We start from the raw sequence: 20,947 nt of genomic DNA on the forward strand, positions 1-20,947 counted from the left end.
GCGGACCGGGGCGCGTCGTGCGTCAGGGGTCAGACCACGCGCACCGGTGTACGGCCGGCAGCGGTGAAGTCCCAGACCTTGAACGACATCGCCCGGCTGAGCCGGATGCAGCCGTGCGAGGCCGCCATGTTGGTGCCGAGCAGCCAGTCGGCGTGGATCTGCGCGCCGCTCGACATCGACCGGGGGATCTGGTGGAAGCCGAAGCCACACGGCGCGAACCGGACGAAGTTGTCGAGCCAGACCGAGCCGCTCCGGTTCAACCGGACGCGGGCCGCGCGCCCGCAGTAGGAGCCGGTGCCGTAGGAGCCGCGGGCCAGCTCACCCGCGTTGTCGATCATGCCGCCCTGGGCGATGGTGCGGCCGGCCGGACCGACCAGCCAGACCCAGTTCTGCGCCTGGCTGATCACGATGCGGCGCCCCGTGCCCGAGCGTGCGGGAACCGGTCGTACGTCGCACCGTCGGGCACTGTCGGCGTACAGCCGGGTCCTGGTGGCCGGGTTCAGGGTGCCGGTCTGGGCCAGGCCGTGCCGCGACTGGAAACGGACCACTGCTGACTTCGTCCAGCTGCCGGCGTTGCCGTCCACGGGGCCGGCGTTGCAGCCGAGCGAGTTGAGCTGGCGTTGGGCGCGCTCCGTGGCGGTCAGGGCAGCGCCGCTGGAGGCGGGCGTCGGACCGACGAAGCCGGCCAGGACAACGAGTGCCAGTACGGCGAAGAGCTGCTTCATGTGCGTACTCCCGGAGACGTCGAAGGGGTGCCCGGTGGAAGTCCGGACACCCCTTGTGACGCTCGATCAGGGCAAAAGGTTGCGTGGATCAGTCGCCGATGTTCTCGCCGACCGGCAGCTCGACCTTCGAGAAGTCCAGGCCGGGCTGCACGACGTCGCAGGTGCGGGCGGCGGCGTCGCACCGCAGCAGGTCGGTCGGCATGGGCGGGGCCGCCTTTCCGGTGCCGTCGCCCTGCGGCAGCTCCTTGATCCCGAACGCCATGTAGGAGGAGTCGTCGATCCAGGCATAACCGGTGAAGAACGCGTAGTCGCCCTTGGCCGGCGGCGTGAGATCGGCGCCCGTGCCGACCTCGATGAGGGTGAAGTCGTCGGAGCTGTCCGCGCTGTTCTCGCTCATCACGAAGCGCTTGTCGGGGGAGAGGTCGCCACCGTCGACGGCCAGGGCCGGCTCACGCTCCGTCACCTCTTCGCTGGCAACGGTCGGACCACGCTCCGCCTCGGCGTCGAACGTGTGCAGCACCAGGCCCTGCTCGACGTCGTCGATCCGGTCCCTGATCCCCGGGTCGGCGAGAAGGGTCTCCGGGGTCCGCGTGCCGAGATCCAGGCGCACGAGGCCGTTGCTGTCTCGCAGGTAGGCGCCGTCGCCGTCCAGCGCGAACAGCTCGGCCTGGCTCCCGGAGTCCTCGCCAGCTGAATCAGGTGTCACACCGTCGCTGTACTCGACCTTCTCGTCGCCGGCCTGGTCCATGAAGCTGAACCGCGCCGGCTGCCCCGGTTGGCTTTCGATCCAGCCGGCCCATGAGCCGTCGGCGACGAGCTGCCGGCCGTATTCGGGGGTGCCCTCGCCGACCTGCTCGGTCCTGCCGTCCCGGGTGGACCAGACCTTGCCGTCCGGGTCGGTGCTCACGAACCCCGCCGTGGTCACGACGAACGAGTGGACCGGGTGTCCCACGTCGACGGTGGCGTCACCGACGTGGATCACCGAGCCCTGCGCCCACGTGGATGGGGCAGACTCGGTGACCGCGACGTTGGTGTCCCGCGAGTCGTCCGGCGAGCCGCCGCCCAGGAGCTGCGGCACGCCGAGCCCCACCGCGAGCACGACGGCCACACCCGCGCCCGCCGCGCCGAAGCGACGACTCCGGAGACGCCGCCGACCGGCCCCGGTGATCGCGTCGATGTCGGGGGAGAAGGGCTCGAGCTCGTCGGCCTGTCGGGTCATCATGGTCTTCAGTTCTTCCGTCATCGGGTCATCACCGCTTCCTCGGGCGACACCAGCTCGATGTCGTTGCCCAGTCGTTCCCGTAGCTTGCGGAGCCCGGCGGACACCTGGCTCTTGACCGTGCCGATCGCACACGACATCGCCTCGGCGGTCTGTGCCTCGGTGAGGTCCTCGTAGTAGCGCAGCACGAGTGCGGCGCGTTGCCGTGGCGGCAAGGCCTGCACCTCCTGCCAGATCGCCAACCGGTCGGTGATCGCGTGGGAGTCGCCGTCGTCGCGCCGGTCGTGCAACACGTCGGTGGGTCTCTCGTTGTTCCAGCCCTTGCGCCGGAACCAGGTGATCGCCGTGGTGGTGATCGCCTTGCGGGTGTACGCCTCGGCACGCGACGTGTCGCGCAGGCGCGGCCACGCGACGTACGTCTTGGTGAGCGCCTCCTGAACCAGGTCCTGGGCCAGCTGGGAGTCACCGACCATCAGGTAGGCCGCCCGGTGGAGGGCCGCGCCGCGCGACTGCGCGAACTCGGCGAACGCCTTGTCTCGCTTGCTCACGAGGGTCCTTTCGTCATGTGCCGGCCCGGTGCTGGTGTCCGGCACACCCTTACAGACGAGGCGGGCCGCGAGAATGGTTCGGCACGCTTCTCGTCAGATTCGGCGACCGGACTCGTGGCGTGACGTGTGGCACTGGGCACGTGCGGATCGGGGAACACATGACCCGCATGAGAGGTTGCGGCACTAGGCTCCGTGAAGACCGCTGATGTGGGAAGGAAAACCGTGAATTTCGTACACGTTGTGGACGAGGTGCCCGATCTCGAACCCGGCGTCCGCCTGCCCATGCTGCTGGCCCTCCACGGATTCCTCGACGCCGGCAACGGAAGTGTGGTCGCCTCCGACCACCTGGGCAGCCACTCGTCCGGCCCTGTGGTGGCGACGTTCGACGTGGACGTGTTCCACGACTACCGGGCCCGCCGTCCGGCGGTCACGTTCGTGCGCGACCACTACGAGGACTACGACGCCCCGCGGCTGGTGGTCCGGCTGATGCGCGACGCCGTCGACCAGCCCTACCTGCTGCTCAGCGGTCCCGAGCCCGACACCCGGTGGGAGGGGTTCGCCGAGGCGGTGCGTGTGGTGGTCGAGCGGTTCGACGTCGACCTGGTCGTCGCGATGGGGTCGGTGCCGATGGCCGCGCCGCACTCGCGCCCGCTCGCGATCACCCAGCACGCCAACCGCACCGAGCTGATGATGCGGCGCAACCCGTGGCTCGGCGAGATCCGGGTCCCGGCCTCGGCCCAGGCGCTGCTGGAGCTGCGCCTCGCAGAGCACGGCCACGACATGACCGGGTACGTCGCGCACGTGCCGCACTACCTCGCGCAGTTCGACTACCCGTTGGCCGCCCAGCGGCTCCTGGAAGGCGTGGAGGAGTCGACGGGCCTCTCCTTCGACCTTGACGCGCTCAAGGTGGCGGCCGAGGAGAAGGCCAGTGAGATCACGACCTACCTCGAGGAGAACCCCGAGGTGGCGGAGATCGTGGCCGGCCTGGAGCAGCAGTACGACGCGTTCGCTCGTTCCGAGGAGGCCGGGCAGAGCCTGCTGGCCGAGGACGGAGAGCTCCCGAGCGGAGACGAGATCGGCGCGCAGTTCGAACAGTTCCTCGCGGGCCTCGAGGGCCCCGAACCCACCAACTGACCCAGGAGCGCCGGTGCCCAGATCCGCGGAGGAGCTCAGTGAGCTCCTCGACATCGAGACCATCGACGTCAACCTGTTCCGCGGGCGTCAGCCCGAGACCGAGCTGCAGCGTGTCTTCGGCGGCCAGGTTGCGGCCCAGGCGTTGATCGCCGGTGCCCGCACCGTGCCGGAGGGCTTCAGCGCCCACTCGCTGCACTCCTACTTCCTGCGCCCCGGCGACACCGCCGTTCCGATCGTCTATGACGTCGAGAACCTCCGCGATGGCCGTTCGTTCGCCACGCGACGTGTGGTCGGTCGCCAGCACGGGCGCCCGATCTACCTCATGTCGGTCAATTTCCAGGTCGAGGAGGAGGGGCTCGAGCACCAGGACGCCATGCCCGACGTGCCTGGTCCCGAACACGGCCGCCGACTGGCAGAGATGTTCACGACGCAGGGGGTCGGCCACCGCGAGGAGTGGGAGCGCGAGTGGGCTGCCATCGACGTGCGCTACATCGGCAACACCAGGGTCGGCGGAGTCGTCGACGACGCCAGCCGGCCGGCGCGCGCGCAGCTGTGGGTCCGCATCGGGGGAGAACTCTCCGACGACCCGCTCGTGCACCGGGCCGCGTTCACCTACGCCAGCGACATGACCCTGATCGGGGCGGCCCTGATCCCGCACGACAAGTACGTCAGCTCGCCGGGCATGCAGATCGCCTCCCTCGACCACACGATCTGGTTCCACCGGCCGTTCCGGGCTGACGAGTGGTGGCTCTACGACCAGCACTCGCCGTCGGCCTCGGGAGGCCGCGGGCTGGCACTGGCCCGGGTGTTCACCGAGTCCGGTGAGCTGGTGGCGACGGTCGCCCAGGAGGGCCTGATCCGCTACCGCGGCGAGCCCCAATAGCATTACAACGATGTAGTTCGAGACAGACACGCCGTACGCCGGTTATCTTTGAGCGCTCCTGTGGCTGGGGACACCTGATGTTGCTCTTGTGATCTCTGTGACCAGCCACGCTCACTTCGCGGAAGGTCACCGAAATGCATCTGCCCGGGATGGCGACGGCTGTCAGGACGACGGCGGTCGGTGGCCTGTTCGCCGCGGCCCTGGTGATGGTGCCCGGTGGCGCGACCTCCGCCGTGGCCGCCACCGACTACGAGATGCCCTTCCCGTGCGGTCAGGTGTGGAAGGGCACCACGCGTGCCAACCACAGCCCCAGCAGCAAGGCCATCGACTGGAACCGGGTCGACGACGTCGGGGATCCCGTGGTGGCGAGTGCCCCGGGCGTGGTCACGACCGCCGACACGGTCGACAACAGCGGCTACGGCCGTTATGTCGTCATCGACCACGGCAACGGCACGGACTCGCTCTACGCGCACATGCAGACCGTCGCGGTGAAGGTCGGCCAGCGGGTCGACCAGGGCATGCAGATCGGCACCGTCGGCTCGACGGGCAACTCCACCGGACCCCACCTGCACTTCGAGGAGCGCACGTCGCGCACCGTCGTGGCGCCGTACCTGCACGGCGTCAAGTTCGTGTTCGGGAGCTCCCCGACCTCGGCGAACTGTGTCGACGTCCCGGTGGCCGCGAAGTGGCTGAGCCGGCGTACGGCGGCCCTGAGTGTCTACCGCCGCAACACCGTCGCCGAGTACCGCATCCGCAGGCCCGACGGAAGCACGCTGGTCAAGCGACTCGGCACCTCCACCGACGAGCCCGTGGTCGGCGACTGGGAGGGCAACGGCGTCGCGAACCCGGGCGTGTGGTCGCCCGCGACGCGCACCTTCAGCCTCCAGATCGGCACCAGGCGCACCTCGATCGTCTACGGCGCGACCACGGACAAGCCGGTCGCCGGCGACTGGGACGGCGACGGAGCCTGGGAGGTCGGCCTGCGCCGACCGTCGACCTCGACGTTCCTCATGCGCTCCGCGACGGGCGTGACCAGGAGTGTGCGCCTGGGCGACGCGAACGACCTGCCGGTGATCGGCGACTGGGACGGTGACGGCGCGAGCGACCTCGGCGTCTACGACCAGACCACGTCCACGTTCACGTTGCGCAAGGTCGACGAGGAGGGCACGGTCTGGCTCGGGACGATCCGGTTCGGTTCGCCCGGAGACCTGCCGGTGGCGGGGGACTGGGACGGCGACGGTCGCACGGACCTGGGCGTCTGGACGCCGACCACCGCGACCTTCACCCAACGCTTCGCCACCAGCGCCACGACGGCGAAGGCGCGTTCACTGACCACGGTGCGGTTCGGCAACCGACGCTGAGCAACGCAAGAGGGGACGGAGCCGCCATGCGGTTCCGTCCCCTCTCCTCGTGCTTCAGAGTGCGGTGGTGCGCCCCAGGAGGTGGGGCGCGCCGGACTTGGCGCTGTTGACCGCGAAGTCGAGCCCGTGATCGTTGGGCCGGGCGCCGAAGGTCACGGTGCCGGGCAGGAAGATCGGCTTCTTGAAGCCGACCTCGATCTGCACGGCCGACGGCAGCTTGTTCTCGATCGCGGCGATCGCCCGCGCCTTGGTCCACATGCCGTGGGCGATGTGCCGCGGGAAGCCGAAGGCCTTGGCGGTCAGCGGGTAGAGGTGGATCGGGTTGCTGTCACCCGACACCGCGGCGTAGCGGCGGCCCAGGTCGCCGCCGAGCCGCCAGGTGGCCGCACCGCCGGTGACCGGGGCGAACTCCGTGCCCCTCTCGCCGTTCTCCTTGTCGCCCTTGCCGATGCGGAGGTACGTCGAGGTGCTCTCCCACACGGTCTCGCCGTCGGCCTCGACGGTGACGTTCATGTCGAAGACCCGGCCCTTGCTGTGGGTGCGGAGGTTCTCGGCCTTCGCCACCGCCGACACGGTCTCGCCGATGGCCACCGGCCGGTGGGAGAGGATGCGGTTCTCGAGGTGCACGGTGCCGATCGCGGGGAACGGGAACGCCTGGTCGGTCATGATCGCCATGTGCAGCGGGAACGCGACCATGTGCAGGTAGGGCACCGGCACGGTGTCCTTGGTGGGGAAGCCACAGACCGCTGCGTACGCCGAGACCTGGTCGCGCTCGATCAGCACGTCCTCGCGGCGTACGGCGAGATCGGGCAGGTCGCGCCCGGTCTTCTTGACGCCGGGGAGCTGGTTGACCACGGGCAGGGTCGGCAGCGCCGCCTTGAGCAGGCCGGCCACGCCGCCGCCTGAGCCGCTGAGCGTGCGCACTTCGGTGGCCATGTCAGGCACCGAGCATCATCTGGCCGCAGACCCGGACCACGTTGCCGTTGACGGCGGTGGAGGCGGGGTTGGCGTACCAGGCGATGGTCTCGGCCACGTCGACCGGCAGGCCGCCCTGGCTCATGGCGTTGAGCCGCTGGCCCACCTCGCGGGTGGCGAAGGGCACCGCCGCGGTCATCGCGGTGATGATGAAGCCCGGAGCCACCGCGTTGATGGTGATGCCGTCCTTGAGCTCACCGGCGAGGGAGTCCACGAAGCCGATCACGCCGGCCTTGGAGGCGGCGTAGTTGGTCTGGCCCACGTTGCCGGCGATGCCGGCGATCGACGCGACGCCGATGATGCGGCCGTTCTTGTTGATCGCGCCGGCCTCGAGCAGGGCGCGGGTGATCAGCTCGGGAGCAGTCAGGTTCACCGCGATGACCGACGACCAGCGGTCCTCGGCCATGTTCGCGAGCTTCTTGTCGCGGGTGATGCCGGCGTTGTGCACGACGACGTCGACGCCGCCGTGGTTCTCCTTCACGTAGTGCGCGATGCGCTGCGGCGCGTCGGTGTGCGTGATGTCGAGGGTCAGGCTGTCGCCGTTGAGCTCCTTCATCACGGCCTGCAGCTCGCTGGCCGCCTGGGGAACGTCGATGCCGAGCACGGTGGCGCCGTCGCGGTGCAGCACGCGGGCGATCTGCTCGCCGATGCCGCGGCTGGCGCCGGTGACGATCGCGATCTTGCCGGCCAGCGGGCGCTCCCAGTCGCTGATGGCGACGGCCTTCTTCTCACCCTGCGTGCCGATGCGCACGACCTGGCCCGAGACGTACGCCGACTTGGGGGAGAGCAGGAACGCCAGGGTGGAGTCGATGGCCTTCTCGGCGCCCGGGGCGACGTAGACCAGCTGGGCGGTCGAGCCCTTGCCGGCCTCCTTGCCGAGCGAGCGGGTGAAGCCCTCGAGGGCGCGCTGGGCGACCTTCTCCCCACCCTCGACCAGCTCGGGGGCGGTGCCGAGGACGACCAGGCGGGCGCACGGCGCGAGGCTGCGCATCAGGGGCGTGAAGAACTGCTGCAGTGCGATCAGGTCGGCCGAGGACTTCAGGCCGGTGGCGTCGAAGACCAGGCCCTTGTACTTCTGGCCGTCGGCCGACTCCGCGGTGTTCGAGATGCCGAGGCGGTCGAGCGCCTCGGTCAGCGCCAGCCGGCCGGCGCCGCCGACGACGACGGTGCCGTCGACCAGGGGAGCACCCTCGGTCCAGCGGTCGAGCTCGACCGGGTTGGGCAGGCCGAGGTTCTTGACCAGCAGCTTCCCGATGGCGGACTTGGTGAAGGACTGGTAGCGGTCGCTCATGGGTGGTGTTGTCCTTGTCGACGTTGGGGTCGGGGCGGCCCGCGGAAGGGCCTGATGTCATTCTATGTAACTAGAGGTGTAACTCGGAGTCCACTTTTCGTGATCTCCGACTCAATGCTTTCCCTCCGGAGCCGGCAAAGGCAAGGATGAAGGCACCCGAACCAAACCAGGAGAGACACATGCAGGCCAAGACCCGCCGCGTGGCCATCATCGGTGGCAATCGCATCCCCTTCGCCCGCTCCAACACGGTCTACGCCGAGGCCTCCAACCAGGAGATGCTGACGGCGGCCGTCGACGGCCTGGTCGAGCGCTTCGGCCTCGAGGGCGAGCAGCTCGGCATGGTCGTCGGTGGCGCCGTGATCAAGCACTCGCGCGACTTCAACCTCGTGCGCGAGGTGGTGCTCGGCTCCAAGCTCAGCGCCCGTACGCCGGCCGTCGACATGCAGATCGCCTGCGGCACCGGCCTCCAGGCCGTGATCACCGTGGCGAACCTGATCGCCCTGGGCCAGATCGACTCCGCCATCGCCGGCGGCTCGGACACCACGTCCGACGCCCCGATCGCGATCAGCGAGAAGCTGCGCAAGAAGCTGATCCAGGTCAACCAGCAGCGCGACACCAAGGACAAGCTCAAGAAGCTGCTCGCGATCCGTCCCGGCGACATCGGCATCCTGCCGCCGGCCAACATCGAGCCGCGCACGGGCCTGTCGATGGGCGACCACCAGGCGATCACCGCCCTCGAGTGGGGCGTCACCCGCGAGGCCCAGGACGAGCTGGCCGCCGCCTCGCACCAGAACCTCGCCCGGGCCTGGGACGAAGGCTTCATGGACGACCTGGTCACCCCGTTCCGCGGTGTCGAGCGCGACAACCACATGCGCCCCGACTCGACGGTCGAGAAGCTGGCCAAGCTCAAGCCGGTGTTCGGCAAGGGCGAGGCCGCCACGATGACCGCCGGCAACTCGACCCCGCTCAGCGACGGCGCCTCCGCCGTGCTCCTGGCCTCGGAGGACTGGGCCAAGGAGCACGACCTCCCCGTGCTGGCCTACATCACCGCCTACGAGACCTCGGCGGTCGACTACGTCGGCGGCGACGAGGGCCTGCTGATGGCGCCGGCGTACGCCGTCTCCGACATGCTCGAGCGCGAGGGCCTGACCCTCCAGGACTTCGACTACTACGAGATCCACGAGGCCTTCGCGGCCCAGGTGCTCTCGACGCTGAAGGCCTGGGAGGACCCGGTGTTCTGCAAGGAGCGCCTCGGTCGCGACAAGCCCCTCGGTGCCATCGACCGCAGCAAGCTCAACGTCAACGGCTCCTCGCTGGCGGCGGCGCACCCGTTCGCCGCGACCGGCGGACGCATCGTGCCGGTGCTCGCGAAGCTGCTCGCGCAGAAGGGCTCGGGTCGCGGCCTGATCTCGATCTGCGCCGCGGGCGGCCAGGGCGTCGTGGCGATCCTCGAGCGCCCCTGATCGCACCACTCGTCACGCGCAACGGGCGCCGACCTCCTCGGAGGTCGGCGACCCGTCGTTTGTTCGAGGTGACCCGTCGTTTGTTCGGAGGGCCGACCCGAACTGGCGACAGGTCGACCGGAACCGGCGACGGGTCAGCGAGTGGGGCAGCCGGCCAGTGCCAGGCTGGTGTCGACGAGGTACTGGCGCACCTGCACGACCGAGATCGGCGCGATGGTGGGGATGCCGGGGGCCAGTTCCTTGATCAGCATGCCCACGCGGGCCAGCTGGAGGGCGCCGAAGCCGGTCGCGTACATGTGGTTGGCCAGCAGGCTGGTGTCCTCGACCGCGAAGGTGCCCTCGGCGACGCCCTCGTCGAGGGTCGAGCTGAGCATGGCCAGGCACGCCGCGATGCCGCGCCCGAGCCGGAACAGGGCCGACTCGCTGATCTCGTCGAGGAGCTCGGGGCCGGGGCGGCGCATCAGCGCCTGCGCGCAGTCGACGAACGCGGGGTACTCGATGCCGTAGTCGACGAACGCCTCGACCAGGGCCACGAGGCGGTCACGCGGGGTGCCGCCGGCGTCCATCACCGCCTGCATCCGGTCACGCAGCTCGTCGAGGTAGCCGACCAGGGTCAGCGCGAAGAGCTCCTCCTTGCCGGAGAAGTGGCGGTAGAGGATGGCCCGGTTGGTGCCGACGGTCTTGGCGATCTCGTCGATGTGCACGTCGCGGACGCCGCGCTCGTCGAACAGCGCTCGGGTGGCGGCCAGGATCTCCGCCTCGCGACGGCGCCGTCGGGTTGCCGCCGCCGTACGTCGTGGCTCGGCCTGCTTGGTCTTTCCGTCGCTCATGGGATGAGTCTAGACGTAGGTGTAACTCCCTGTCGCACACTCTGTTGACGGATGTCTCGTTTCGTCGGTCGGCGTACGCCGTCGGTGTCGGGACCGCGCGATACGTTGAGCCCGTGCAGCAACGTCTCTGGCGGCCCGACTGGCCGTGCCCGGTCGGGCAGATCCTCGGTGCCAACCGGCGCGGCCCGGGCGATCCGACGTACCGCGTCGACGACGACGGCTCGCACTGGCGCGGCATCCGTACGCCGGAAGGTGTCGGCGCGCTCCGCGTCGTCACACGTGCCGCGGCCGGTGAGGTCGAGGCCACGGCGTGGGGGCCCGGCGCCGGCTGGCTCCTGGAGCGCCTGCCCGCGATGCTCGGCGCCGACGACGACTGGACCGGCTTCGAGGCACGCCATCCCGTCGTGGAGCAAGCGTGGCGCAACCACCCGCACTGGCGCATCGGCCGCACGGGACTGGTGCTCGAGGCGTTGGTGCCGGCCGTCATCGAGCAGAAGGTCACCGGCCAGGAGGCCTTCCTCGGGTTCCGGCGACTCGTGCGGCGGTACGGCGAGCGTGCGCCCGGCCCGCACCCCGACCTCTGGGTGCAGCCCGACGCGGCAACCCTGACCACCGTGCCGTCGTGGGAGTGGCTGGCCATGCGTATCGACGGTGCCCGGTCCCGCACTCTCGTCGGCGCCGCGCGTGTGGCGGGCTCCCTGGAGCGCACCACTGGGGTCGACCATCCCGAGGCCGACCGTCGCCTGCGGTCGTTGCCGGGGGTCGGCGTCTGGACCAGTGCGGAGACCCGGGTGCGCGCGCACGGCGACCCCGACGCGGTGAGCTTCGGCGACTACCACGTGGCCAAGGACGTCGGCTGGGCCCTGACCGGTCAGCCCGTCGACGACACGGGGCTCGCCGAGATCCTTCAGAACTGGCCCGGGCATCGCTACCGTGTGCAGGCACTTCTCGGGCTCGACGCGATCCGTCGACCGCGACGTGGACCGCGAATGGCGCCTCGCACCCATTTACCTGGATAGCCATGCTGTCAAGTAGTGAGACTCAAGTAGACCTCGTGTCCACCTTGGCGTAACTTCGTGGCCGCACCACGCGTTTGGTTCAACAACGGTGACTTCAGAGAGCGGGAATCCATGGCTTCGCAGGCGGGTGGCTGGGTGGCTGGCACATTGCCGGCACGAATCGCCAGTGACCTGGGTGGTCGAATCCGCAAGGGGATCGAGACCGCCGGAGCGATGATCGTGCTCGCCATCGAGGCGTCGGTCAGCGCCGCCGTGGACATCGTCAGCCGGAAGTTCTCGTGGTCGGAGTTCCTCCTCCAGGCCTGGTTCATGGCCAGGGTGTCGGTGCTGCCGACCATCCTGGTGGCGATCCCGTTCGGCATCATCGTCTCGATCCAGGTCGGCGGCGTCGCGGCCCAGATCGGCGCCCAGTCGTTCAGTGGCGCGGTCAACGGCATCGGCGTGCTCCGCCAAGGCGCACCCCTGGTCACCTCGATCATGATCGCCGGCGCGGTCGGTGCCGCGATCACCTCCGACCTCGGTGCCCGCACGATCCGCGAAGAGGTCGACGCGCTCAAGGTCATGGGCATCAACCCGGTGCAGCGCCTCGTCGCGCCCCGCGTCGTGGCCGCACTCGTGGTCGCCTTCTTCCTCAACATCATCGTCGCCTCGACCTCGATCATCACCGGCTACATCCTCAACGTCGGCGGTGGTCAGGTCAGCTCGGGCACCTACATCGCCGCGTTCGTCTCCTTCGCGCAACCGACCGACCTCTTCCTCGCCAGCTTCAAGGCCCTCATCTTCGGGTTCATCGCCACGATCGTGGCCTGTCACAAGGGGCTCACCGCCAGTGGCGGCGCCAAGGGCGTGGCCGATGCGGTGAACGAGGCCGTCGTCATCAGCGTCATCTCACTGGCCGTGGTCAACGTCGCGCTGACCCAGGCCTACGTCATGTTGGCCCCGGCCAGGATCGCGTGAGGCGGGCACGATGACCGGAGTGCAAAGCGCCCTCGCGCGGTTCAGCGACTTCATCTGGTTCACCTGGACGACGTTCAGGGGAACCCGCTTCACGCTCCAGCGCTACTACAAGGAAGTGCTCCGCCAGCTCGCCGACATCAGCTGGGGCTCCGGCGCCCTGCTCGTCGGCGGCGGCACCGTCGGCGTGATGATCCTGCTGTCGCTCTCCGCGGGCACCTCGCTCGGCATCGAGGGCTTCAACGGCCTCGAGATCATGGGTCTGGCGCCGCTCACCGGGTTCGTCAGCGCCGGCGTCAACACGCGCGAGCTCGCACCGCTGGTAGCCGCCCTCGCCCTCGGGGGCCAGGTGGGCTGCCGCTTCACCGCCCAGATCGGTTCGATGCGCATCTCCGAGGAGATCGACGCCCTCGAGGTCATGGCCGTGGAGCCGATGCGCTACCTGGTCACCACCCGGGTGCTGGCCTGCATGTTCGCGATCCTGCCGCTCTACCTGATCGGCCTGCTCGGTGCGTACGCCGCCTCGGAGGCCTCCGTCGTCCTGATCTTCAACCAGTCGCGCGGCACCTACGAGCACTACTTCTTCTCGTTCATCGACGGACGTGACGTCTTCCTCTCCATCGTCAAGATCGTCATCTTCGCCACCCTGGTCGCGCTGATCCACTGCTGGTTCGGCTTCCGGGCCAGCGCGGGACCACAGGGTGTCGGTGAGGCGACCGGTCGGGCCATCCGCTGCAGCATCGTCGTCGTGGTGCTGGTCGACATGCTCTTGACGCTGGTGTTCTGGGGATCTGATCCCGGCTTCAGGGTGGCGGGCTGATGAGCGCCCCGGCATCCGTGCGTACCCAGGCCCTGCGCGGCGGTATCTTCCTCGTCGTACTCGCCGTCGCGGTGGGCCTGCTCCTGGCCAACGCATTCGGCAAGTTCGACGAGACCGTGCCGGCCACTGCCCAGCTCGACACCGCCGGCGGCGCCCTCGAGATCGGCGCCGAGGTCAAGCTCGACGGCATCGTGGTCGGCAAGGTCGATGCGATCGAGCCCGCACCCAGGGGTGTCGAGGTCAGCATGCAGTTCGACCCCGAGCAGGCCAAGAAGGTGCCGGGCAACGCCACCGTCCGGGTGCTCCCCGTCAGCATCTTCGGTGCGGCGTACGTCGAGCTGCTGCGGCCCACCGCACCCAGGGGTGTCGTCACCGCCAACGCCGCGCTGAAGCAGGACGCCTCGGCCGAGACGATCGAGCTGGGCGACCTCCTCGAGGAGACCCAGGCACTCGTCGACGCCCTCGGCCCGGCCGAGCTGGCCACCATGCTCGAGACCTTCGCCTCCACGCTCGACGGCAAGGGCGACAACATCGGCACCATGATCGAGACCGCGAACCGTGCCGTGTCACGTATCGAGCCCTACATGCCGCTGATCCGCCAGGACATCCGGTTGGCCACCGTGGTGATGTCGACGTTCTCGCGCATCACACCGAACCTCTTCACGGCGCTCGACGGCGTGATGGCCGCCGGTCAGACCCTGGTCGACATGGAGAAGGAGTTCCAGTCAGTGCTTGCCGGACTGACCGACGTCAGCACGACCGTCGACCACGTTGTGACCAACAACCGGGAAGCGTTGCAGACCGGCCTGCCGTACCTCCGCCGTACCCTCCACGCCCTCTACCTCGGGCGCGGCGACATCCCGGCGCTCTTCGCGGCGGTGATCGCCCTGGCCGACAACGGTGGCAAGGCCTTCTCCTACGGCCCGTTCATGCGCATCGACGCCAACCTCCGCCTCGCTCCCGAGGACGGCTACGGCCCCGGTGACTGCCCGACCTACGCCGGCCTCCGTGGCCGGGGCTGCTGAGGAGGGCCCGCGATGAAGACGATTGCCATCAAGTTCGGCCTCTTCGGCCTCGTGTCGATCCTGCTGTTCGTCGGGCTCTACAACACGATGACGAACAAGGTCAACGGCGACTCCAAGACCCTCTACGCCGCGTTCACGAACGTCAGCGGGCTGCGGGCCGGTGACGACGTACGCATCTCCGGGGTCAAGGTCGGCCGCGTCGAGAACGTGACGGTCAAGGACAACACGCTCGCCAAGGTCGAGTTCACCGTGCAGGACAGCCAGAAGGTCAGCGACACCACGCGCGTGGTCATGCGCTACCAGAACCTGCTCGGGCAGAAGTACCTCGCCCTGACACCCGGTGCACAGCCCGGCACGCCCTTGAAGGACGGCGACGAGATCGGGCTCAACCGCACCCGTCCCGGCTTCGACCTCACCGCGCTGCTCAACGGCTTCGAACCGCTCTTCAACGTGCTCTCGCCCAAGGACCTGAACACCCTGGCCTCCAACATCGTCTCGGTGTTGCAGGGGGAGTCCGGCAGCGTCGAGTCGCTCATGGCCGAGACCGGCGAGCTCACCTCGTTCCTGGCCGACAAGGACCAGGTCTTCGGCGAGGTCGTGGAGAACCTCACGCCGGTGGTCGACAACCTGGCCGCGAACTCCGACCAGTTCGACACCGCCCTGGTCGAGCTGCGCAAGCTGGTGACCGAGCTCAACAAGGGCAGTGGCAACTTCTTCGGGGCCCTCGACAACATCGGCACCAACCTCGACTCGACGACCGACCTGGTCAACGACCTGCGGCCGACGATCGAGGCCGACATCCGTTCACTTCGGCGCCTGGGCGCCACCATCACGAGGGGCACGCCGGTCATCGAGAACGCCTTCGACGCCCTGCCCCAGCTGGTCGGCGCCTTCGTGCGCTCGCAGTCCTACGGCGCCAACCTGCAGGTCTACAACTGCAAGTTCGGCATCAAGCTGCTGGGTGAGAACACGACCTGGATCGGTGGCCAGAACGGCCCGTTCTCGGAGGCCTGCCGATGAACTTCGCGAAGACACCCGAGAGCTACCGCAGGATCGGCCTGATGGGCGCGGGGGTCCTGGCGATCCTCGCCGCCCTGATCATGGCGACCACGATCTTCCCGTTCGGCGCGAACACCTACACCGCCGAGCTCGAGCACACCGCCGGCCTGCGCGTCGGTGAAGAGGTCCAGGTGGCCGGAGTCGGCGTCGGTGAGATCCGCAAGATCGAGCTCGACGGGCAACACGTCCAGATCGAGTTCACCGTCGACAAGGACATCGAGCTCGGAAAGGCGACCACCGCCGAGGTGAAGGTGGCCACCCTGCTCGGCACCCACTTCCTGCTGCTGTCACCGTCCGGCAAGGGCGAGCTCTCCCACGAGCACATCCCGCTGTCCCAGACCCACGTGCCGTTCAACCTCCAGGACGTCATCAACCAGACCGGCGACCTCTCCCAGAAGCTGGACGTCGACACCATCCGGACGGCGCTCAACACGGTGGCCAGGACGATGGACCAGTCGAGCGAGGAGTTCCTGCCTGCGCTGCGCGGCATCTCCGACCTCTCCGAGATGTTCGCCAACCGCTCCGACGACCTCGGCACGCTGCTCGAGTCGACGAGCACGTTCAGCGAGCAGCTGGCCAACAGCAGTGACGACATCACGGTGCTGATGAAGCAGGCCAACGTGCTGCTGACCGAGCTGGTCTCCAGGCGGCAGGCGATCCACAACCTGCTCGTCGACCTCCGGGCGATCGGCACGCAGCTGAGCAGCCTGATGAAGGAGAACCGCGACGAGATCGGGCCGATGCTCGACAACCTGAACAACACCATCCAGCTGCTCACCAGGAACCACGAGAAGCTGGGCCAGGTCGCCGACCTGCTGGGACCGACGGCGCGCTACTTCGCCAACAGCACCGGCTCGGGGTCCTGGCTCGACCAGTACATGCCCGGTGCCACGCCGGACACCATCCGGTGCCGCATCGAAGGGAAGTGCAACTGATGCAGGCATCTCTCGGACGCTCCCTGCGGCTGCTGGCCATGCTGCTCGCCCTCACGGTGGGGCTCACCGGCTGTGGACCTTTCGGCAAGGACAAGACCACGATCACGGTCCAGCTCACCAACAGCGCGGGGCTCTTCGTCGGCAACGACGTGGGCGTCCTCGGCGTCCCGGTCGGAGAGGTCACCAAGATCGAGCCCCACGGTGACCGGGTCGACGTCACCCTCGAGCTCGACCCCGACGTCAAGATCCCGGCCGACGCGGGCGCCGTCATCGTTTCAAGGTCGATGGCCACCGACCGGTACGTCGAGCTCACCCCGGCGTACAAGTCCGGACCGGTGATGAAGACCGGCGCCACCATCGACCAGGAGCAGACCCGCACCCCCGTCGAGTGGGACGAGCTGCTCGACTCCATCGACGTCCTGGCGGAGGGCCTGAACGGCAAGGGCAAGAACGCCAAGCCGCTCAAGCGGCTGCTCGACAAGACGGCCAACACCCTCGACGGCAACGGCAAGCAGATCCGCCGCACGATCACCAACCTGGTCAACGGCACCGGGGCCTTCGCCGAGCACAGCGACGCCTTCGCCACCACTTTGGGCAACCTCGACACCCTCACGGCGGCGATCGCCAAGAACGACAAGGTGGCCCGCCGCTTCATCAACAACGTCTCGGCCGGCACCAACCTCGTCCGCGACGAGCGGATCAACCTGCAGACCGCGGTCGACAGCCTCAGCGAGACGATCAGCCTGCTCGCCGTCTTCGTCAAGCACCACAAGGGCGACATGCGCACGGCGGTGCTGAACATCGAGGACCTCTCGCAGCGCATCCTCAAGCACAAGGGCTCCCTCAGCGAGCTGCTCGAGGTCATGCCGGTGGCGATGGAGAACCTCGGCCGCGCGATCAACGACCAGAAGCGGCTCGACATCCGGCTTCCCGTCGAGCTGCTGCTCCCGGGCACCGAGGTCGTGCACGCACTCTGTGGCCTGATCCCGGGTCCGCTGTGCGAGGCCCTGTCCGGTGCCCAGGACCTGGGTTCCGTGATCGACATCCTGCTCGGCGGGGGGAGGAAGCCATGACCGGCCTGCTGCGAATCCTCGGACTGCTGGTCGCCACGCTGCTGGTCAGCACCGGGTGCTCCGCACTGAACGCGGAGAACATCCCCGTCGGCACCGGCGTCGAGGATCCCTACGATGTCACGGTGTCGTTCCCCGATGCGCTCAACCTTGCCAACGGTGCTGCGGTCAAGATCGACGGTGCCACCGTGGGACGGGTCGAGGAGGTCGCCACGGCCGACTTCCAGGCCCGGGTCACGCTGAACATGGATGGCAAGACCAAGCTGCCCCGCGACACCACCTTCCGCTTGCGCCCGACCACCGCCCTCGGTGAGCTCTTCGTCGAGGTGATCCGGGGCAAGAGCCGAACGCTGCTCACCGACGGGGCCAAGGTCGGCATCGACCAGACCCGCTCGGCGCCGACCGTCGAGGACGGCCTGGCCGCCGCGTCGCTCCTGATCAACGGCGGCAGCCTGAGTCAGATCAAGACGATCATCAACGAGGTCAACACCGCGCTCGACGGCCGCACCGGCACCGTGCGCGACTTCATCAACAACACCGAGTCGCTGGTCGGCACGCTCAACGACAGCAAGGCCGACATCGACCTGTTCCTCAATGCCCTGGCCCGTACGTCGAAGCTGCTGAACGCGCGAGAGGACCAGATCAACCGGGCGATCAAGCTGGCCGGACCGGTGGCGAAGGTGGTCCGCCGCAACAGCGGCAAGATCACCGCGCTGCTCCAGGAGCTCGAGGGGATGAGCAAGAACGTCGACGGCCTGGTCACCGCCACCAAGGGCGACATCAGTGTCTCCGCGGCCGAGCTCGGCCCCATTCTCGACACCCTGCAGGACAACAAGGCGCAGGCGAAGTCGATGCTGGTCAAGGCCACCAACCTCGCCGCCCTGATCGACCGGGCCGTGCCGACCGAGTACCTCAACCTCTCCCTCGAGCTGCGGCTCAGCACCGGCTTCGGCATGCCTCTCCCGGGTGCCCGCACGGCCACGACGCAGGAGGCCACCCCGTGAAGAACAAGGCTGCTGCCAAGGCGTCCCTCGGCAAGCTGATCTTCGGTGCCGCCGTGCTGGCCGGCGTGCTCGTGGCCTGCCTCGTGCTCCTGTTCGCGTGGATCCTCCAGGCGCCGATCGGCAAGCAGAAGGCAGAGATCACGGTCACCATGCCGCGCACCGGCGGCCTGTTCGAGGGATCCTCCGCGAGCTACCGCGGAGTCGAGGTCGGCGAGGTCAAGAAGATCGAGCTCGACGGCTCCGGGGTGAAGGTCACCGTCGACCTCAAGTCCGGTGTCGAGATCCCCGCAGACGTCGTGGCCAAGGTGCGTTCGCTCTCACCCGTGGGGGAGCAGTACATCGACTTCCGGCCGAACAGGACCGGCGGTCCCTACCTCGCCGACGGCGACCGGGTCTCCGCGACCGCCGATGACCTTCCGGTGTCGCTGGCGAAGATGGTCAGCGGACTGCAGGCCGCGATGCGCCAGGTCGACCCCGACAAGGTCCGCACCGTGCTCCGAGAGGTCAACACCGCCTTCGCAGGCAGTGGTGACGACCTGCGGAAGCTGCTCGCGAACACCGAGACCCTGCTCGACACGGTCGACACGACGTGGCCCACCGCCGAACGCGTGCTGACCCAGGGGCGCACGACGCTGAAGATCTTCGCCGACAACCGGCAGCTCCTGGTCGACTGGGCGGCCTCGGCGGCCACGGTCGGCACCTGGTTCGTGCAGTGGAACCCCGACGTGCGCGCGATCCTGTCGCGGATGCCGGGCGACCTGGCCGACGTGATGGTGCTGATCGACGGCGTCGACCACCGCCTGCCCGGCCTGTTGAAGAACGTCAACCCGCTGACCAAGTTCCTCGCCCTGCGTGGACCCCATCTGCAGGCGACGCTGTCGATGACGCCGTACGGCCTCGGGCGCTTCGCCAGTGTCATGTACAACGGCTACATGAACGTGACGGCGAGCCTCCAGAAGACGCAGCCCTACTGCAACTACGGCACCGATCGTGGCAGTCCCACGGAGGGCACCGGTGGGCGCGACCTCTACCTGAACGGGCACTGCACCGGGTCTGCTCCGTGGCGTGGCGCCAACCACGCGCCCGCACCGTTGACCCGCTGACCTCTCCTACGACGCGAACTGGCGACAGGTCAGCGGGTGCGGCGGCGGTCGGGTTGCACGCGCAGGGCCTGCAGGGTGGTGGCCAGCATCCGGTAGTGGCCGACCAGCATGAGCAGCTCGACCGACGTGCGCTCGTCGAGGTGCTCGCGCACCCGGTGCCAGGTGGCGTCCGACAGGTCGGCGTCGCGCAGCAGCTCGTCGGTCGCGTCGAGCAGCATCGTGTCGCGCGCGGACCAGTCGTGCTCCGCGCGTCCGGCCAGGCCCTCGATCTCCGGCGTGGTGAGACCGGCCTTGCGGCCCAGGCCCTCGTGCTGCGCCCACTCGTAGTCGGAGTGCGCGGTCGCGGCCACGCGCAGGATCACCAGCTCGGTCTCGCGGCGGGCCAGGCGTCCGCCGGGCATCAGGCGCCCGGCGAAGTGCAGCCAGCCCCAGAAGAGCCGCCGGTTGCGGCCCAGGGTGAGGAACACCGCCGGCGGTTCGGTGCCCGAGACCCGGCCGGCCAGCCGCGAGAACGCCCAGATGGCGGGTCCGACCTCGCGCACGCCGCCCGGGCCGAGGCGAGGTGTGGGGCTCACGCGGGGTCCCTGGGCTTGCCGCAGCGCAGCGAGGATTTGTCTGGGGTGCTCATGTGGCGTCCGAACGGCGGGCCCGACCCACTGCGGGCAGGGCCCGGTTGGCGCCGTGGTTCATCACCCGCATCGCGACGACGTACGCCGGGGAGCAGTGTCGCTGCAGCGCGTGGATCAGCCGGATGTCGTTCGAGGTGTAGACCCAGTACTTGTTGCGGCGTACGCCGTCGAGGATCGCCGCCGCGGCCTGGTCGGGTGTGGCGGCGCGCTTGCGGAACCGGGAGTGCAGCTTCTCGAAGGCGGGGGAGGAATGGTCGACCCCGGCGATCTCGACGGTCTGGGTCAACGGCGTCGCCACCCCGCCGGGGCAGACCAGGCTGACCCCGATGCGGTGCCGGCGCAGGTCGAAGCGGAGCACCTCGGACACGCCGCGGAGGCCGAACTTGCTGGCCGAGTACGCCGCGTGCCAGGGCATGCCGATGATGCCGGCGGCGGAGGAGACGTTGACCAGGTGGCCCGGCCTCCCGGCCTCGATCATCGGAGGGACGAGCGACTCGATGACGTGGATGGGCCCCATCAGGTTGATGTCGACCAGCTTGCGCCACTGCTCGTGCTCGAGGGACTGGACGGTGCCCCACGACGAGATGCCCGCGACGTTCATCACGACGTCCATCGCGCCGTGCTCCTCGGTCAAGCGGGCTGCCAGCGCCTTGACCGCCGGGTAGTCGCTGATGTCGGCCGCCTCGACGAACGGGACCGAACCTCCGCCGGCCCGGATCTCCGCGGCCGTTGCCTCGAGCAACTCGGCGTTGCGATCGGTGAGGAACACCGAGGCGCCCTCGGCGGCTGCGAGGACGGCGCAGGAACGACCGATCCCGCTCGCCGCCCCGGTGATGAAGACCTTCCGGCCGGACAGGTCCGTGAAGGGCGGTCTGAAAGGGTTGCGGAACATGTGTCTCC

The 20,947-nt window shown here is 68.9% G+C and carries 21 protein-coding genes; 13 read left to right on the plus strand and 8 right to left on the minus strand.

The genetic code is table 11. The features are described 5' to 3' along the window. Positions 1-29 precede the first annotated feature (29 nt). The 3 genes from ASD30_RS03880 to ASD30_RS03890 all read right to left on the minus strand — a co-directional run bounded on the left by ASD30_RS03880 (position 30) and on the right by ASD30_RS03890 (position 2,492). The gene (locus ASD30_RS03880) at positions 30-725 is read right to left on the minus strand and encodes a L,D-transpeptidase family protein (protein ID WP_056677136.1); all 696 of its coding nucleotides are present in this window, start codon (positions 723-725) and stop codon (positions 30-32) included. Positions 726-813: 88 nt separating this feature from the next. Further along, entirely contained in the window at positions 814-1,968 is a 1,155-nt protein-coding gene (locus ASD30_RS03885; protein ID WP_056677139.1) for a hypothetical protein, read from the minus strand. Next, positions 1,965-2,492: a SigE family RNA polymerase sigma factor gene (locus ASD30_RS03890; protein ID WP_056677141.1), complete on the minus strand. Its 528-nt coding sequence runs from the start codon at positions 2,490-2,492 to the stop codon at positions 1,965-1,967. Before ASD30_RS03890 ends, ASD30_RS03885 begins: the two co-directional genes overlap by 4 nt. 222 nt (positions 2,493-2,714) lie before the next feature. On the opposite strand from ASD30_RS03890, the gene ASD30_RS03895 reads away from it, so the two are divergent. From ASD30_RS03895 to ASD30_RS03905, 3 genes are all read left to right on the plus strand, one after another. After that, on the plus strand, positions 2,715-3,626 hold the full coding sequence (locus tag ASD30_RS03895) for a PAC2 family protein (protein ID WP_235530046.1): 912 nt from the start codon (positions 2,715-2,717) through the stop codon (positions 3,624-3,626). A gap of 13 nt (positions 3,627-3,639) precedes the next feature. Then, positions 3,640-4,509 (plus strand): acyl-CoA thioesterase, encoded by an 870-nt coding sequence (locus ASD30_RS03900; RefSeq protein WP_056677143.1) that lies wholly within the window; start codon positions 3,640-3,642, stop codon positions 4,507-4,509. Positions 4,510-4,643: 134 nt separating this feature from the next. Next, entirely contained in the window at positions 4,644-5,870 is a 1,227-nt protein-coding gene (locus tag ASD30_RS03905; protein ID WP_056677145.1) for a peptidoglycan DD-metalloendopeptidase family protein, read from the plus strand. Positions 5,871-5,924: 54 nt separating this feature from the next. Here ASD30_RS03905 and ASD30_RS03910 read toward each other — a convergent pair whose 3' ends face one another. Together ASD30_RS03910 and ASD30_RS03915 are read right to left on the minus strand one after the other, a co-directional pair. Further along, on the minus strand, positions 5,925-6,806 hold the full coding sequence (locus ASD30_RS03910; protein ID WP_056677149.1) for a MaoC family dehydratase: 882 nt from the start codon (positions 6,804-6,806) through the stop codon (positions 5,925-5,927). Position 6,807: 1 nt separating this feature from the next. Further along, positions 6,808-8,136 carry a 3-oxoacyl-ACP reductase gene (locus ASD30_RS03915; protein WP_056677151.1) on the minus strand — a complete coding sequence of 443 codons (1,329 nt, stop codon included), beginning with the start codon at positions 8,134-8,136 and terminating at the stop codon, positions 6,808-6,810. Between the two features lie 179 nt (positions 8,137-8,315). On the opposite strand from ASD30_RS03915, the gene ASD30_RS03920 reads away from it, so the two are divergent. Further along, on the plus strand, positions 8,316-9,599 hold the full coding sequence (locus ASD30_RS03920) for an acetyl-CoA C-acetyltransferase (RefSeq protein WP_056677153.1): 1,284 nt from the start codon (positions 8,316-8,318) through the stop codon (positions 9,597-9,599). 134 nt (positions 9,600-9,733) lie between these two features. Here ASD30_RS03920 and ASD30_RS03925 read toward each other — a convergent pair whose 3' ends face one another. Continuing rightward, positions 9,734-10,429 carry a TetR/AcrR family transcriptional regulator gene (locus tag ASD30_RS03925; protein ID WP_056677157.1) on the minus strand — a complete coding sequence of 232 codons (696 nt, stop codon included), beginning with the start codon at positions 10,427-10,429 and terminating at the stop codon, positions 9,734-9,736. Between the two features lie 113 nt (positions 10,430-10,542). Between ASD30_RS03925 and ASD30_RS03930 the strand changes: the two genes are divergently transcribed. The 9 genes from ASD30_RS03930 to ASD30_RS03970 all read left to right on the plus strand — a co-directional run bounded on the left by ASD30_RS03930 (position 10,543) and on the right by ASD30_RS03970 (position 19,418). Then, entirely contained in the window at positions 10,543-11,448 is a 906-nt protein-coding gene (locus tag ASD30_RS03930) for a DNA-3-methyladenine glycosylase family protein (RefSeq protein WP_056677159.1), read from the plus strand. A 135-nt stretch (positions 11,449-11,583) separates the two neighbouring features. After that, the gene (locus ASD30_RS03935; RefSeq protein ID WP_235532493.1) at positions 11,584-12,405 is read left to right on the plus strand and encodes an MlaE family ABC transporter permease; all 822 of its coding nucleotides are present in this window, start codon (positions 11,584-11,586) and stop codon (positions 12,403-12,405) included. Between the two features lie 10 nt (positions 12,406-12,415). Next, positions 12,416-13,222 carry an ABC transporter permease gene (locus tag ASD30_RS03940; RefSeq protein ID WP_082563535.1) on the plus strand — a complete coding sequence of 269 codons (807 nt, stop codon included), beginning with the start codon at positions 12,416-12,418 and terminating at the stop codon, positions 13,220-13,222. Further along, a complete protein-coding gene (locus tag ASD30_RS03945; RefSeq protein ID WP_056677162.1) occupies positions 13,222-14,247 on the plus strand; it encodes an MCE family protein in 1,026 nt (341 codons plus the stop codon). The genes ASD30_RS03940 and ASD30_RS03945 overlap by 1 nt, the downstream gene beginning before the upstream one ends. 12 nt (positions 14,248-14,259) lie before the next feature. Next, positions 14,260-15,267 carry an MlaD family protein gene (locus tag ASD30_RS03950; protein WP_056677164.1) on the plus strand — a complete coding sequence of 336 codons (1,008 nt, stop codon included), beginning with the start codon at positions 14,260-14,262 and terminating at the stop codon, positions 15,265-15,267. Next, positions 15,264-16,241: an MCE family protein gene (locus tag ASD30_RS03955; protein WP_056677166.1), complete on the plus strand. Its 978-nt coding sequence runs from the start codon at positions 15,264-15,266 to the stop codon at positions 16,239-16,241. Before ASD30_RS03950 ends, ASD30_RS03955 begins: the two co-directional genes overlap by 4 nt. Continuing rightward, positions 16,241-17,314, plus strand: coding sequence for an MCE family protein (locus tag ASD30_RS03960; RefSeq protein WP_056677169.1), 1,074 nt, complete (start codon positions 16,241-16,243; stop codon positions 17,312-17,314). The genes ASD30_RS03955 and ASD30_RS03960 overlap by 1 nt, the downstream gene beginning before the upstream one ends. After that, positions 17,311-18,315 carry an MCE family protein gene (locus ASD30_RS03965; protein WP_056677171.1) on the plus strand — a complete coding sequence of 335 codons (1,005 nt, stop codon included), beginning with the start codon at positions 17,311-17,313 and terminating at the stop codon, positions 18,313-18,315. The genes ASD30_RS03960 and ASD30_RS03965 overlap by 4 nt, the downstream gene beginning before the upstream one ends. Beyond that, the gene (locus ASD30_RS03970; RefSeq protein ID WP_056677174.1) at positions 18,312-19,418 is read left to right on the plus strand and encodes an MlaD family protein; all 1,107 of its coding nucleotides are present in this window, start codon (positions 18,312-18,314) and stop codon (positions 19,416-19,418) included. Before ASD30_RS03965 ends, ASD30_RS03970 begins: the two co-directional genes overlap by 4 nt. Positions 19,419-19,447: 29 nt before the next feature. On the opposite strand, the gene ASD30_RS03975 is transcribed toward ASD30_RS03970, so the two are convergent. Further along, complete coding sequence (locus tag ASD30_RS03975) at positions 19,448-19,993, minus strand: carboxymuconolactone decarboxylase family protein (protein ID WP_056677177.1); 546 nt, start codon at positions 19,991-19,993, stop codon at positions 19,448-19,450. 49 nt (positions 19,994-20,042) lie between these two features. Continuing rightward, on the minus strand, positions 20,043-20,939 hold the full coding sequence (locus tag ASD30_RS03980) for an SDR family oxidoreductase (protein WP_056677180.1): 897 nt from the start codon (positions 20,937-20,939) through the stop codon (positions 20,043-20,045). Positions 20,940-20,947 lie beyond the last annotated feature (8 nt).

Origin of the sequence: Nocardioides sp. Root140 (assembly GCF_001426745.1) — a bacterium.
Classification (GTDB): Bacteria; Actinomycetota; Actinomycetes; order Propionibacteriales; family Nocardioidaceae; genus Nocardioides.

Bases quoted from the DNA above. Each gene is read 5' to 3' on its own strand.
- ASD30_RS03920 (WP_056677153.1), top strand. From the start codon at position 8,316: ATGCAGGCCAAGACCCGCCGCGTGGCCATCATCGGTGGCAATCGCATC.
- ASD30_RS03915 (WP_056677151.1), bottom strand. From the start codon at position 8,136: ATGAGCGACCGCTACCAGTCCTTCACCAAGTCCGCCATCGGGAAGCTG.
- ASD30_RS03940 (WP_082563535.1), top strand. From the start codon at position 12,416: ATGACCGGAGTGCAAAGCGCCCTCGCGCGGTTCAGCGACTTCATCTGG.
- ASD30_RS03950 (WP_056677164.1), top strand. From the start codon at position 14,260: ATGAAGACGATTGCCATCAAGTTCGGCCTCTTCGGCCTCGTGTCGATC.
- ASD30_RS03885 (WP_056677139.1), bottom strand. From the start codon at position 1,968: ATGACGGAAGAACTGAAGACCATGATGACCCGACAGGCCGACGAGCTC.
- ASD30_RS03880 (WP_056677136.1), bottom strand. From the start codon at position 725: ATGAAGCAGCTCTTCGCCGTACTGGCACTCGTTGTCCTGGCCGGCTTC.
- ASD30_RS03910 (WP_056677149.1), bottom strand. From the start codon at position 6,806: ATGGCCACCGAAGTGCGCACGCTCAGCGGCTCAGGCGGCGGCGTGGCC.
- ASD30_RS03905 (WP_056677145.1), top strand. From the start codon at position 4,644: ATGCATCTGCCCGGGATGGCGACGGCTGTCAGGACGACGGCGGTCGGT.
- ASD30_RS03960 (WP_056677169.1), top strand. From the start codon at position 16,241: ATGCAGGCATCTCTCGGACGCTCCCTGCGGCTGCTGGCCATGCTGCTC.
- ASD30_RS03945 (WP_056677162.1), top strand. From the start codon at position 13,222: ATGAGCGCCCCGGCATCCGTGCGTACCCAGGCCCTGCGCGGCGGTATC.
- ASD30_RS03980 (WP_056677180.1), bottom strand. From the start codon at position 20,939: ATGTTCCGCAACCCTTTCAGACCGCCCTTCACGGACCTGTCCGGCCGG.
- ASD30_RS03955 (WP_056677166.1), top strand. From the start codon at position 15,264: ATGAACTTCGCGAAGACACCCGAGAGCTACCGCAGGATCGGCCTGATG.
- ASD30_RS03965 (WP_056677171.1), top strand. From the start codon at position 17,311: ATGACCGGCCTGCTGCGAATCCTCGGACTGCTGGTCGCCACGCTGCTG.
- ASD30_RS03925 (WP_056677157.1), bottom strand. From the start codon at position 10,429: ATGAGCGACGGAAAGACCAAGCAGGCCGAGCCACGACGTACGGCGGCG.